The following is a 13,890-nucleotide window of genomic DNA, read 5'->3' on the forward strand; positions in this document are numbered from 1 at the left end:
GGAAGAACGACGGCGATACTCGCCGCCGTGCCTCATCACACCTCTTCGACGGAGCTGGGTTCGTTCCGGGACAGATCGATACCCAGTTCTTCCGCGGCCCGGAAGACTTCATCGTCCGAGTCACGCATTTCAACAGTGCTGCCATCTTGAGCGAGGACCTCAACGTTCAGGCACAAGGACTGCATTTCCTTGATCAGAACCTTGAAGGACTCCGGAACACCGGGCTCCGGGATGTTCTCGCCCTTGACGATTGCCTCATAGACCTTGACACGGCCGTGGATGTCATCCGACTTGATGGTCAGAAGTTCCTGCAGCGTGTAGGCGGCGCCGTACGCTTCCAGCGCCCACACTTCCATTTCACCGAAGCGCTGGCCACCGAATTGGGCCTTACCGCCAAGCGGCTGCTGGGTGATCATGGAGTACGGACCGGTGGAGCGGGCGTGGATCTTGTCATCGACCAAGTGGTGCAACTTCAAGATGTACATGTAACCCACGGAGATCGGATCCGGGAACGGTTCGCCGCTGCGGCCATCAAACAACTTGGCCTTACCGGACTCGCCGATCAAACGGACGCCATCACGGTTCACGTTGGTGTGTTCCAGCAGACCGGTGATCTCGTCTTCGCTCGCACCGTCGAAGACCGGGGTCGCCACCGTGGTAGGACCGGTCTCGCGCGGCAAATTCGGAACCTTCTCCAAGAAGGAGGCATCGCCGTCGATCTTCCAACCCTGCTTCGCCGCCCAGCCAAGGTGCAACTCGAGGACCTGGCCGATATTCATACGGCCGGGAACACCAAGCGGGTTCAAGATGACGTCAACCGGGGTGCCGTCCTCCAAGAACGGCATATCCTCGATCGGCAAGATCTTGGAGATGACACCCTTGTTGCCGTGACGGCCGGCGAGCTTGTCGCCGTCGGTGATCTTGCGCTTCTGGGCCACGTACACGCGCACCAGCTGGTTCACGCCGGGAGCCAGCTCATCGTCATCGTTCTCGCGATCAAAGATGCGAACACCAATGACGGTGCCGGACTCGCCGTGCGGAACCTTGAGCGAGGTGTCGCGCACTTCGCGGCTCTTCTCACCAAAGATGGCGCGCAGCAGGCGCTCCTCCGGGGTCAACTCGGTTTCACCCTTCGGGGTCACACGACCCACCAGGATGTCTCCAGTGTCCACCTCGGCACCAATGTGGATGATGCCGCGCTCGTCGAGCTGGGAGAGAGCCTCTTCAGACACGTTCGGGATGTCACGAGTGATCTCTTCGGCACCGAGCTTGGTGTCGCGAGCGTCAACCTCGTGCTCCTCGATGTGGATTGAGGTCAACAGGTCCTCAGATACCACACGCTGGCTCAGGATGATCGCGTCCTCGAAGTTGTGACCTTCCCAGGACATGAACGCCACAAGCAGGTTGCGGCCGAGCGCGAGCTCACCCTTGTCGGTGGAGGGACCATCGGCAATGAGCGAACCGACTTCGACGCGCGAACCCTCGGAGACGGTCACACGCTGGTTGTAGGCGTTGCCCTGGTTGGAGCGGGCGAACTTCATGATTGGGTAGTTGGTTTCGGTGCCGTCATCGTTGAGAACAACAACCACGTCCGCCGAAACCTCATTGACCACACCGGCCTTGGTCGCGATGACGGAGTCACCGGCGTCCACGGCGGCCGGGCGCTCCATGCCGGTACCCACCAGCGGCGCCTCGGAGGTCAAGAGCGGCACGGCCTGACGCTGCATGTTGGCGCCCATCAGCGCGCGGTTCGCATCGTCATGCTCGAGGAACGGAATCAGGGAGGTACCCACGGACACCATCTGGCGCGGGGACACGTCCATGAAGTCGACGTCTTCGGCGTCAATCACCACGGGCTCGCCGGAGCCGCCCTTGGCGCGCACCAAGACCTGGTCCTCGACGAACTTGCCCTTCGCGTCGATCGGGGCGTTTGCCTGAGCGATCCACACTTCGAGTTCATCGTCGGCGGTCAGGTACTCGACCTCATCGGTCACGACACCGTTGACAACCTTGCGGTACGGGGTCTCGATGAAGCCGAAGGCGTTGATGCGCCCGTAGGATGCGAGCGAACCGATCAGACCGATGTTCGGACCTTCAGGAGTTTCGATCGGGCACATGCGTCCGTAGTGGGACGGGTGCACGTCGCGAACTTCCATTGCGGCGCGGTCGCGAGAGAGACCGCCCGGGCCGAGCGCGGAGAGACGGCGCTTGTGGGTCAAACCGGCAAGCGGGTTGTTCTGGTCCATGAACTGGGACAGCTGGCTGGTTCCGAAGAACTCCTTGATCGCGGCCACCACGGGGCGGATGTTGATCAAGGACTGCGGGGTAATGGCCTCGACGTCCTGAGTGGTCATGCGTTCGCGGACCACACGCTCCATACGGGAGAGACCGGTACGCACCTGGTTCTCGATGAGCTCGCCCACCGCGCGGATGCGGCGGTTGCCGAAGTGGTCGATGTCATCGATGGTGACCGGGACATCGACTTCCTTACCCTTGCGGGTGCCCTTGACGGTTTCTTCGCCGGCGTGCAGTGCCACAAGGAACTTGATCATCGCGACAATGTCTTCGATGTGCAGCACCGAGGCGTCCGCGTCATCCAGGTTCTTGTCGACACCGAGCTTGCGGTTGATCTTGTAGCGGCCCACCTTCGCCAGGTCATAGCGCTTCGGGTTGAAGTACAAGTTGTCCAGCAGGTTCTGGGCAGCATCCACTGTCGGCGGCTCGCCCGGACGCAGCTTGCGGTAAATATCCAGCAGGGCGTCTTCGCGAGTCTCGGTGTTGTCCTTCTCCAAGGTGGCGCGAATGGAATCGTACTGGCCGAACTCTTCCAGAATCTGGCCCTCGGTCCAACCAAGAGCCTTGAGAAGCACGGTCACGGACTGCTTGCGCTTGCGGTCAAGACGCACGCCGACCTGGTCGCGCTTGTCGATTTCGAGCTCGAACCAGGCGCCGCGGCTCGGGATGATCTTCGCGGTGAAGATGTCCTTGTCGCTGGTCTTGTCCGGGGTGCGCTCGAAGTATGCACCTGGGGAGCGCACGAGCTGGGAGACAACCACGCGCTCGGTACCGTTAATGACAAAGGTGCCCTTGTCGGTCATGAGCGGGAAATCGCCCATGAACACGGTCTGCTGCTTGATTTCACCCGTGTTGTTGTTCATGAACTCGGCCTTGACGTACAGCGGTGCCGAGTACGTCACGTCCTTGTCCTTGCTTTCCTCCATGGAACGCGAAGGCTCGTAGAACTCCGGATCGGAGAAACTCAGGGACATGGTGCCCTGGAAATCTTCAATGGGGGAAATTTCTTCGAAAATGTCTGCCAGACCGCTGGTCTTGGCAATGCCCTGCTCTCCGCGGGCCACGGCATCTTCTACGCGAGCCTTCCACCGATCATTGCCGACCAGGCGGTCAAAGCTTTCGGTTTGGAGCGCGAGAAGATTAGGAACGTCGAGCGGTTCGTCAATCTTTGCAAATGAGAGCCGACTTTGAGCACCATCCGTCGATGGGTCAAACTGGCTTTTGGCGTTTTTCTTTGAGGCGCTAGAGGCGACCAATGGGGATCCTTCCACAGACCTATCGGGCTGAACTGGACTTCACCGCACACCAACTGTTGGATCCGCCATATGATCCAAGCGATTCTTCAAACTGCAACCTGCCACCAGACACTTGCTGAGCAAAACTGCCGGTACGCACGGCGCATTAATCGCGAGCCAACCGCTATTTGAGGGCTATAGGTAGAGAGGGAAGACGCAACTTTCAACAGTAGTCAAAAAATGCGCGCTTGTCTAGTCGAGCCACCACCCACCCGCGTTTCGCATCCCCGTACCGCAAAAATTGCACCGTATGGGGCTCTTAAAGCGCGGTCCGGGGATGCGAAACGCGGGTGGGGCGCGGGAAGTCCTCGGTTAGGGGCGCTCTTCGTGCTCGATCCCATCGTGCTCGCGGCCCACGTCGAAGCGCAGCAAGCGCAATGCGTTGAGCACCACCAGGAAGGTGGACCCCTCGTGGATAAAGACCACCGGCCCCATTTCCATTCCCAGAAGGCTCGCCGGAACCAAGAACGCGACAATCGCCAGCGAAACAATCAGGTTCTGCCGAATGATTTTCGTCGTCGCACGGCTCAACCGAATCAGAAACGGCACCCGGCCAATGTCATCACTCATCAGCGCCACATCAGCGGTGTCCAATGCCACGGCAGAACTTGCCGCACCCATTGCCACCCCGACCGAGGCATTGGCCATGGCGGGCGCATCATTGACTCCGTCCCCCACCATGGCCGTTTGCCCTTTGGCGGAGAGAGATTTGATCGTCGTGACCTTGTCCTCCGGCATCAGGCCGCCGCGTGCGGTGTCCACCCCCACTTGGCCACCAACCGCGTCGGCAACTTTCTGATTGTCCCCAGAAATCATGACGAGTTCCTGCACTCCGGATTGGCGCAGCGAATTCAACACACTTGCGGCTTCGGCCCGCGGCGTGTCCATGACGCCTAAGACACCGAGGAATTGCTGTCCCCAGCTAACCACCATGATGGTTCGGCCTTCGCTTTGCAGCCCGTCCGCCGCAGCAACAACATCCTCGGGGACCGCTGGCCCGCTCCCGTCCGCGGCGTCAGCCACAAACATTTCCAGGCTGCCGATCTGCGCGCGTTTACCGCCGATGGCCGCAATAATGCCCTTACCCGTGACCGCCTCCAGCCCACTAGCCTTGAGCCGGCTTTCGGCGGGAACTTTCGGTTCCAGATCTCGCACTATCGCAACAGCCAGCGGGTGGTCGCTACTGGATTCCAGGGCGAGCGCCACCGCACCGAGCGTTGCCTCGTCCGCACCGGTGGCAGGCTTGACATCGGTCAGTCGCGGCATACCCCAGGTCAATGTGCCGGTCTTATCAAAGGCAATAGAGGTCACCTTGCCGAGGGTTTCCAAGGGCGCCCCGCCTTTGACCAGCAGCCCGGCGCGCGCCGCCCTCGCAACACCGGACAGAACGGCCGCCGGTGTCGCGATCGCGAGAGCGCAGGGGCTCGCGGCAACCAAAATCAGCATCGAACGGTAAAAGCTTTCGCTGAGCGGCTCATTAATCCACAACCACCCGACCGCAAACACCACGGCGACAAGGGCAATCACCGCAGGAACGTAGTAGCGCTGGAAGCGGTCAATGAATAGCTGCGTGGGGCTCTTGGTCGCATCGGCGTCTCGCACCATTTGAACTACCCGCGCCAGGGTCGAGTCCTTTGCCGGGGTCAGCACCGTCACATCCAGTGCGCCATTGCCATTGACCGTTCCCGCGAATACGCGCGAGGACTCCGGCACACTGTTTGGCCGGGCGAGCGCCGCCGAAGCCGAGTCCACCGGCCCCTTTTCCACCGGGATGCTTTCCCCGGTAATCGCCGACTGGTCCACGGCCGAATTTCCGACGCTCACAAAACCGTCCGCGGGAATCCGCGCGTGCGGGCGCACAACCACCACATCGCCGACCTCGAGTTGCTCGGTGGGCCGCTCCACTACCTGGTCGCCCTCGCGCACCAGCGCGGTGGCGGGAGCGAGTTCGGCCAACGCCTCGATGGACTTTTTGGCGCGTCCCATCGCATACTCCTCGAGCGCGTGGCCCAAGGAGAAGAGGAAGAGCAACACCGCGCCCTCGGCAAACTTGCCGACCGTCGCGGCGCCGATCGCCGCCACCAGCATGAGGAAGTCGACCTCGAATCTGCCTCGGCGCACGGAGCGAATCGCGGTCGTGAAGGTGAAAAACCCGCCAAAGAAGTAGGTCGCTAGGAACAGTGGTATCGCCACCTGGTTGACCGGCGCGCCCGGGACGAAATATTCAAACACCACGCCGGAGAGGTACGTGACGCCGGAGGCGATAGCAAAGCCCATTTCCCATTTCGGGCCGCCAAAGTGATCGTGTTGGTCTGGAGCTGATGAAGTTGCCATGTCTCCATTATATTTAGATATCTAAATATGTCTACAGTTATTTTTGGGGTTGCGTACTTTGAATTACGACGGCGCGTGCCCGCCCAGGTGCACATGGCACCTTAGCGACAGCTGACCGCGCACCTAAAGTGGAACCATGAAATCGCCACTCAGCCTCGCCCCCGACGTCGATGTCATTGTGCTCGCGGGCGGGCGCGCCAGGAGACTTGGCGGCGTCGATAAGGCCAGCATGAGGGTCGGTGCCCGCACGCTACTCGGATACATCATGGATCAATTGGGTCCGCAACGAGCCATTGCGCTGGTCGGGCCCCAAAAACTTGCCTCGCTCGAACACGGAGCGCTCTTCGGCGACGACTTCGCGCACCGAGTGCTGACCCGAGAGGTCCCGGACTTTGGCGGACCGGCCGCCGGAATTGCGTCCGGTGTCGCGGCGCTCGGAAATCGGAGAGTGCGGGGTAACTTTACGGCCATTCTTCCGGTCGATGCACCGTGGGCTCCGGCGGCTTTGCCCGAACTGCTGGCAGCCCTCACCAGCGAGGAGCACGGCCCCGAGATTCACGGCCCCGAGCTTGCCGTCGCGGTAGACGCAGGTGGGCGCGAACAGTGGCTCACCTGCGTCGCCCGGTCTGACGCCCTTGCTCGACGAGTGGAAGCCGCGGGCGAACTTGACGGCACCTCCGCGCTAAAGCTCTTGGCTCCGCTCAAAACTCGCTTTGTGACAATGACACAGCCCGCCAAAGCGCAGCTTGTGCTCGATATTGACACCCCCGAGGACGCTCGGCGGCTCGGGGTGTCCCTTCCGCCATCCTGACAGTGCCGTGGCGGCGAAGCCAGCTGACACCATTACAGTGGAATCACACGCCACGTCGACGCACCCCAAGGAGAACGCCATGACGGACCTGCCCCCAGAACTGAGCGCCCTAGCAGAAAAGCTCAACGCAGAATTCAGCCTGAGCGACCCAGCCCTCACCGACGAGAACCTCAACACCATTTTGGGACTAGCCGGAGTGGCCGCACACAAGGTGGTGCGCCCGGCCGCACCGGTTACCACCTACGTCTTGGGATACCTCGCCGGTCAGCTTGCCGCCGAGAGCGAGGGTACCGCCACCGAGGTCGAGCTCGGCCCCATTGCCGCCCAACTCAAGGACCTCATCGCCGCACAGGGTGACGCCGAGTGATCCATCCCGCATGAACGGCCCCCTCCTCGAATACAACCCGCACCCCGTTTCCCTCGCCCGCGCCCGCGCCCTGGCGCAGGAGTTGGGCGACGCCGCACCGGCGGCAGCATCCCGGCACGTACCCCTGCTCGAGGCCGGGGGCTCATACCTCGCCGAGGACCTTGCCGCTCCGTACCCGCTTCCCCACTATGAGTCCTCGGCCATGGACGGCTGGGCGCTTGCCGAGCCGCTGGACCCAACTGCGAGTTGGATTCTCAATCGCACGGACAAACCGGCATCTTTGCGCCCGGGTGAGGCAACGCCCGTGGTGACCGGAGGCACGCTACCGCAAGGCACCGCCGTCGTACTTCCTTTAGAACACGGGCAGGTGAGCGCTACCGAAACCCTCTCCGTGGCCGAGGACGCTCCGGCTCACGCGCTGACGCGTGGCAGGCACATTCGGCGGACGGGAACCGAGGCGAACACCTCTGACGTGCTGGTGCCGCGCGGCAAGAAGCTCACGCCGGTTGACCTTGCGCTGGCGGCGGCCATCGGTGCCGACACCGTCCAGGTGAGCGCGCCGATTGCCGCGACCCTGATACGCACCGGGAATGAGGTGGTGTCCGCAGGTGTGCCTACGGCAGGCACAGTGCGGGACAGTTTCTCTGCGCTGCTCCCGCCAATGCTGAGCGCGTGGGGCGCACACGTGGAAACGAATGTGGCCCTCGGCGATTCGCTGGAGTCCACACTCGCCGCTCTGGATGCGCCCACACCGCTGATCGTGACGACCGGGGGAACCGGACCGAGCGGCGCGGACCACCTGCTGGATGCGCTGCGTATGCGTGCCGATCGCATCGCTTTCGCGTCGATTGCCATGCGCCCCGGGCACCCCACCATGATGGCGCAAATGAAGGACGGCCGGACGGTTCTTTCGCTACCCGGGAATCCCTTGGCCGCGGTGTGCGCCGCGATGACACTGCTCCCCCAGTTTTTGGCCGGTGTACGCCGATCCGAACCTGCGCCGGAACGGACTTTCGTCTCCGCAGAAGACGTAGAGCCGCTTTCTGGGCGCACCCGAGTCACTCCGGCGATCCTGACCGAATCCGGGGTGCGGCGCGCCAACTGGGTGGGCTCGGGCATGTTGCGCGGGCTCGCCAGCGCAGACGTGCTAATGCTGATACCCGAATCCGGGCTTGCCGCGGGCGACGAGGTTGCGACCATCGCCCTACCGTGGCTGTAGGCGAGCGCGCGTACACTAAAATTTCATGAACATCTCAAGGACGGGCTGGCAATGACGCGTAAAACCCAGCGACTGCGCATCCGCAAGCTAGATCGCGAAGGCGGCGCCGGTGTGCGCGAGGACGTGCTCGCCGCCGAAGAACCCCTGCAAATCCTGTTGGGCAACAAGCCGTTCACCATTACGATGCGCACCCCCGGCGACGACTTCGACCTCGTCGCCGGTTTTCTGGTGGGCGAAGGCGTGATTCACCACAAGGAAGACCTTCCCTCGATGCGGTTTTGCGCCGGCGAGGACGAGCAGGGACGGCAAACCTATAACGTGGTGCAGGCCGATCTGGCTCCCCACGTTCCCTTGCCCGATGAGGGCTTGGAGCGTCACATTTACACGACCTCCGCGTGCGGGATTTGCGGAACCGCTTCGATCGACGCGGTGCGCAAGAAATCCACTTTCGAGCTGGAAAAGGAACCCGAGTCTCTCGCCTTGGATGTTCTCCTGGATCTGCCGCAAAAGCTTCGCGAGCACCAGGATATCTTTGACAGCACGGGCGGCGTGCACGCGGCCGGGCTCTTTGACTTTTCCGGAAACCTGCTGTGCTTGCGCGAAGATGTTGGGCGGCATAACGCGGTGGACAAGGTGGTGGGCTGGGCGCTGCGCGAAGGCAAGTTGCCGCTTGCCAACACCGTGCTTCAAGTGTCCGGCCGCGCGTCCTTTGAACTGGTGCAAAAGGCCGCCATGGCAGGAATCCCGGTTCTCGCCGCCGTAAGCGCGCCGAGCCATCTGGCGGTGGAGCTTGCCCGTGAGTCCGGGCTCACTTTGGCCGGGTTTAGCCGCGGCAAGAGTGTCAATATCTATTCGCACTCCGAGCGCATCGACACCCGCGCACCGTTGCCGGCGTAGCGAGTGCCTCTATCACCCACGCCGATTCAAAGGAGCACCACATGGGACGCAAAGCGCCCGTACAAGACATTGACGAAAACGCGCTCAAGGTCACTCCGCCGAAAAAGTACGCTGCCGGTGTCCAAGCCGTCAAAGTCGCGATGGAGCGCGGTTACGAGCAAGCCGGAGTTGTTCGCACGGCACGGTCCATGCTGCGGGTCAATCAGCGCGGAGGATTTGATTGCCCGGGTTGTGCTTGGCCGGAACCAGATGGAGCGCGGCGACCGGCAGAGTTTTGCGAAAACGGCGCGAAAGCGATTGCCGAGGAAAATACGACCCGCACAGTCACCCCGGAATTTTGGGCGGCACATTCCATCAGCGAGCTGGCGGAGAAGAGCGAATGGTGGCTGGGCAGCCAGGGACGCATCACCGAACCTGTCATCATTCACGAGGGCGAGGAGCACTATCGGCCGATTTCCTGGGCCGATGCCTTTGAACTCATCGGAGAGCGCATCCGGTCCACCACCCCGGACAAGTGCGTTTTCTACACCTCAGGACGCACCGCCAATGAGACGGCGTTCATGTATCAGCTCTTCGCCCGCTCCATCGGCACCAACAATCTCCCCGACTGCTCCAACATGTGCCACGAGTCTTCCGGTTCGGCGCTCAATCCGACGATCGGCATTGGCAAGGGCACGGTGTCCCTGGAGGACATTCACCAGGCGAAACTCATCTTCGTGGTGGGCCAGAACCCCGGCACCAACCATCCACGCATGCTCTCCGCGCTGAAAGCAGCCAAGGACGCCGGAGGCAAGATCGTCGCCGTCAACCCGCTCCCGGAGGCCGGAAACATTGCGGTCAAGGATCCGCAAACCATCAGCGGGGTACTTGGGGATGGCACTAAGCTCTCTGACGAGTATCTGCAAATCAAGGTCGGCGGCGACCTTGCACTGTTCCAGGCTCTCGGGCACCTGCTTCTGGAGGAGGAAAATGCGAACCCGGGCAGCGTGCTGGATCGCGAGTTCATCGAGTCCCGCACCGCCGGCTTCGACGCCTACCGCGAGGCCCGCAAAACCCTGGACTGGGATGAAATCGAGATGGCAACCGGCTTGCCGCGCGCGCAGATTGAGCGGGTGGCGCAAATGCTCATCGCCTCGGATGCCACCATTTTCTGTTGGGCGCTCGGCATCACGCAGCAACCGCACTCGGTGGACACTATTAAAGAAATCGTCAATCTGCTCTTGCTCCAAGGGAACTTCGGCAAACCTGGTGCCGGAGCCTGCCCGGTACGCGGCCACTCCAATGTCCAGGGCGATCGGACCATGGGCATTTGGGAGAAGCCCAAAGAATGGTTGCTTGCCAATCTTGACCGCGAGTTTTCCTTGAATACCCCGCGCGCGTTTGGTCTGGATGCGCAAGAGACTCTCGATGCGTTCGAAAAGGACGAGATCGACGTCTTTGTCTCGATGGGCGGAAACTTTGCGGCGGCATGCTCGGATTCGGAAAACTTGGAAGCCGGGATGAAGCGTGCGGGCCTCAGCGTGTTTGTCTCCACCAAGCCGAACCGTTCCCACATTGTTCACGGGCGCACCTCCATTATCCTGCCGACGCTCGGCCGAACCGATAAGGATGACAAGCACCCCGGCGGCGCTCAGTTTGTCTCGGTCGAGGACTCGATGTCCATGGTGCACCGCTCCCAGGGGCGTCTTGATCCGGTGTCAGACCACTTGCTCGCCGAGCCGGTCATTGTGGCGCGGATGGCGCAGGCGACGCTTGGCGACGATCACCCGGTGCCGTGGCGAGCCATGGCTGAAGACTATGACGTGATCCGCGACCATATCAGCCGTGTCCTCCCCGGATTCGAGGGATATAACGAGCGCGTACGCAGCAAAAACGGCTTCCAGTTGCCGAACCCGCCCCGCGATACGCGCAGCTTTGCCACCGCAAGCGAGCGCGGTCACTTCACCGTGTCCCCACTGGAATACTTGAATGCTCCCGAGGGCCACCTCATCTTGCAGACCCTGCGCAGCCATGATCAGTACAACACCACCACCTACGGGCTCGATGATCGCTACCGCGGCATCAAAAACGCGCGCCGAGTCATCTTGATCAACCCCGAAGACCTAGCCCAGCTCGGCTTCGAAGATCGGGATCTGGTGGACGTCATTAGCGTCTTTGGGGGGACGAAGCGGCGCGCGGAGAGCTTCCATCTCGTCTCATATCCCACGGCGAGGGGTTGTTGCGCGGCGTATTTCCCGGAGGCCAACGTGTTAGTCCACAAGGATTTGGTGGCCCGTGAATCGAACACACCGGGCTTTAAGGCCGTGACGGTCCGCTTTGAGAAACGGGATACACCGCACATGAACTAAACCTAGGCTCGCAACTGCCTCTGCGTTACGTAGCATAGGAGACATGGGACGCCTCGAGAACTCGCGCATAGCGGTACTCGTCGGCACCGCCGCCACCCTGTTTTACACCGTCCTTTCCTGGGTGCCGTCCTTGTGGTTTGACGAAGCGGCGACCGTCAGCGCCGTCCGCCGTACACCCGCTGAACTCCTGGACCTGCTCGGCAATATCGACGCGGTCCACGGCGCCTACTACTTCATGATGCAGGGCTGGACGGCGCTATTCGGAGTCAGTGAGTTCGCGCTCCGGATCCCCAGTGCTATCGCCGGTGGAGCGAGCGCGGGACTCATTTATGCCATCGGATGCCGGCTGGGTTCCTCGCGTTATGCGCTGGTCGCTGCCGGAATTTTTGCAATCCTGCCTCGAGTTCAATATGCCGCCTTGGAAGCGCGGCCCTTCGTTTTTTCGATGCTGTTTGCCGCTCTTGCGACGTGGGCGCTGGTGCGCATTTGGTCTGCCGATGAAGAAAGGGACCGCACGGCGTTCTGGTGGATCCTTTACGCGCTCTGCGGTGCGCTCGGCGTCCTGTTTTCCCTCTACACGATTTTCCTCTTTGCCGCTCACCTCGTCACGGTCCTACTGGTCCCCGTCCTGCGCCGACGCATGCTCTCCTTCCTGGCTTCCGGCATTTTCTGGGTCGCGCCAGCCGCTGTGATTGGCTTCATCGCCTACGGCCAACGCGATCAAATTGCCTGGATTCGCCCGCTCGGACCCACGACCGTGACGGAATATTTTCTCGCACAATATTCGAGCCGGGTGCAGTTCCTGGATGGCACCGACTACATACCGACCCTCGGAAAAATTGAATCCGCTGCGACAAGCGTGCTGGCGGTCGTGCTCTTTACCTCAGCACTCGTCGGCATCTGGCGAGTGCGACGCGAATTTCTTGTCCGGCTCGCCCTGCCCTGGTTGTTGGTGCCGCTTGCGGCGCTCTTGGCGGGTTCCCTGATTCTCGGCTCGCCGTATTATCTACCCCGCTATCTGACTTTCACCTCGCCCGCAATTGCTCTCCTCAGCGCAGCCGCCCTTGTCCCGAGGGCAAGACCAACAGCCCGACCATTCGCTCGCGCGGTTCCCATCGCGGCCTTGTGCGCCCTGGTGCTCGCGGCAATACCGGCAACCATCAGCTTGCGCACCACCGGCGGCAAAGACGCGAGCTACGACTACCAATGGGTTGCCAAAACGGTCGCCGAAAATGCGCAGCCGGGGGACGCGATCGCACCGATGGGCGGGGAACCTAATCTGATTGTGCGTTCCTCTCCAGACTCGTTCTCGGGACTGGCCGACCCCACCTTGATAGAGCCCGCGGGCAGTATCGATCTGCTCTTTGACGGTCGGGTTGGCATTGCCAGCGCAGCGGATAAGGTGCAGCAATATGATCGGGTGTGGCTCATTCGCGAGAAGAACGACGGCGTGTCCCCGGCTGATCTTGCGGCTCTCGGATATATTCCCAAGACAGAATATACAGGAGTGACGCGGGTAGTCACCTTGTACGTTCGGGGTTAGAGATAGTCGTCCAGCCGCTGCGGTGAGACCAAGCGCGGGTAGCGTGCGCTGAGATGATCGCCCGAGGAGACGCCGCGCAATCTGCGAGATATCCAGGGCCCTAGGTAGGTCTTCGCCCACTGGGCATTTGCCCGGGTGCGTTGCCACCGGGATTGCAACGGGGTTTCGGGCGCCTCTAACGAGTGCTCGGCGGTGATGCCCCAGGCCATTAAGACATTGTGCGCCATCCGGGTGTGGCCAAGCGTCGACATGTGAGTTCGGTCTTCGCCCCACATATGCACAGATGCGAATTCACGCATACGCCAATAGTCGATGATGCCCGCGCCGTGCTCGTGAGCGATTTCGCGCACGAATTCGTTATAGAGCGCGACCCGACCTCGCGTCATCGAAAAGACCTTGGATGCAGAAGGGTTGAATCCGGTAAACATCCACACCTCGGCGCCGGCATCCCGCAAAGCGCCAATGGCTTCGGCATAGCGAAGCATGAGGGCATCGAGATTGACCCGCGGACGCAAAATGTCGTTCGCCCCGGCGTAGATGGTGACAAGAGTCGGCTTCATGGCCAGTGCCGGATCGATCTGTTGCTCGAGAACTTGCAGGAGCTTGCGGCCCCGAATTGCGAGGTTGGCATAACCCCAGCCGAGTTCGTGGGCTTCTAACCCCTCTGCTACCCGGTCCGCCCAGCCTCGAACACCGGTCGGGCGGCGTGCGCAGTCATCGCCCATGCCTTCGGTGAAAGAATCGCCCAATGCCACGTATCGACGCTCAAAATCCACGTCCT

At 61.7% G+C, this 13,890-nt stretch carries 9 protein-coding genes; 6 read left to right on the top strand and 3 right to left on the bottom strand.

All coding sequences use genetic code 11. From position 1 onward, the window contains the following. Positions 1-35 precede the first annotated feature (35 nt). The gene (gene rpoB / locus O148_RS0112770; protein WP_026531233.1) at positions 36-3,551 is read right to left on the bottom strand and encodes a DNA-directed RNA polymerase subunit beta; all 3,516 of its coding nucleotides are present in this window, start codon (positions 3,549-3,551) and stop codon (positions 36-38) included. A gap of 351 nt (positions 3,552-3,902) precedes the next feature. Further along, on the bottom strand, positions 3,903-5,924 hold the full coding sequence (locus tag O148_RS16550) for a heavy metal translocating P-type ATPase (RefSeq protein WP_035746126.1): 2,022 nt from the start codon (positions 5,922-5,924) through the stop codon (positions 3,903-3,905). 136 nt (positions 5,925-6,060) lie between these two features. Here O148_RS16550 and mobA point away from each other — a divergent pair, with 136 nt between their 5' ends. The 6 genes from mobA to O148_RS17215 all read left to right on the top strand — a co-directional run bounded on the left by mobA (position 6,061) and on the right by O148_RS17215 (position 13,109). Beyond that, positions 6,061-6,735 (top strand): molybdenum cofactor guanylyltransferase, encoded by a 675-nt coding sequence (gene mobA / locus O148_RS16555; RefSeq protein WP_051620199.1) that lies wholly within the window; start codon positions 6,061-6,063, stop codon positions 6,733-6,735. Positions 6,736-6,814: 79 nt separating this feature from the next. Continuing rightward, positions 6,815-7,102, top strand: coding sequence for a DUF6457 domain-containing protein (locus O148_RS16560; protein WP_051620200.1), 288 nt, complete (start codon positions 6,815-6,817; stop codon positions 7,100-7,102). 10 nt (positions 7,103-7,112) lie between these two features. Next, the gene (locus O148_RS16565) at positions 7,113-8,321 is read left to right on the top strand and encodes a molybdopterin molybdotransferase MoeA (RefSeq protein WP_051620201.1); all 1,209 of its coding nucleotides are present in this window, start codon (positions 7,113-7,115) and stop codon (positions 8,319-8,321) included. A 51-nt stretch (positions 8,322-8,372) separates the two neighbouring features. Then, a complete protein-coding gene (fdhD, locus tag O148_RS0112795; RefSeq protein WP_026531234.1) occupies positions 8,373-9,218 on the top strand; it encodes a formate dehydrogenase accessory sulfurtransferase FdhD in 846 nt (281 codons plus the stop codon). Positions 9,219-9,259: 41 nt separating this feature from the next. After that, the gene (locus O148_RS0112800) at positions 9,260-11,566 is read left to right on the top strand and encodes an FdhF/YdeP family oxidoreductase (protein WP_026531235.1); all 2,307 of its coding nucleotides are present in this window, start codon (positions 9,260-9,262) and stop codon (positions 11,564-11,566) included. 43 nt (positions 11,567-11,609) lie between these two features. After that, the gene (locus tag O148_RS17215) at positions 11,610-13,109 is read left to right on the top strand and encodes a glycosyltransferase family 39 protein (RefSeq protein WP_051620202.1); all 1,500 of its coding nucleotides are present in this window, start codon (positions 11,610-11,612) and stop codon (positions 13,107-13,109) included. On the opposite strand, the gene O148_RS0112810 is transcribed toward O148_RS17215, so the two are convergent. Next, positions 13,106-13,885 carry an SGNH/GDSL hydrolase family protein gene (locus O148_RS0112810; protein ID WP_026531236.1) on the bottom strand — a complete coding sequence of 260 codons (780 nt, stop codon included), beginning with the start codon at positions 13,883-13,885 and terminating at the stop codon, positions 13,106-13,108. The genes O148_RS17215 and O148_RS0112810 overlap by 4 nt on opposite strands. Between the last annotated feature and the right edge of the window lie 5 nt (positions 13,886-13,890).

This window comes from Haematomicrobium sanguinis DSM 21259, assembly GCF_000688395.1.
Lineage (GTDB): Bacteria > Actinomycetota > Actinomycetes > Actinomycetales > Micrococcaceae > Haematomicrobium > Haematomicrobium sanguinis.

What these genes read in the sequence shown, in the direction of transcription:
- O148_RS0112800 (WP_026531235.1), top strand. Translation starts at nt 9,260, where the DNA reads ATGGGACGCAAAGCGCCCGTACAAGACATTGACGAAAACGCGCTCAAG.
- O148_RS16550 (WP_035746126.1), bottom strand. Translation starts at nt 5,924, where the DNA reads ATGGCAACTTCATCAGCTCCAGACCAACACGATCACTTTGGCGGCCCG.
- O148_RS17215 (WP_051620202.1), top strand. Translation starts at nt 11,610, where the DNA reads ATGGGACGCCTCGAGAACTCGCGCATAGCGGTACTCGTCGGCACCGCC.
- mobA (WP_051620199.1), top strand. Translation starts at nt 6,061, where the DNA reads ATGAAATCGCCACTCAGCCTCGCCCCCGACGTCGATGTCATTGTGCTC.
- O148_RS16565 (WP_051620201.1), top strand. Translation starts at nt 7,113, where the DNA reads ATGAACGGCCCCCTCCTCGAATACAACCCGCACCCCGTTTCCCTCGCC.
- fdhD (WP_026531234.1), top strand. Translation starts at nt 8,373, where the DNA reads ATGACGCGTAAAACCCAGCGACTGCGCATCCGCAAGCTAGATCGCGAA.
- O148_RS16560 (WP_051620200.1), top strand. Translation starts at nt 6,815, where the DNA reads ATGACGGACCTGCCCCCAGAACTGAGCGCCCTAGCAGAAAAGCTCAAC.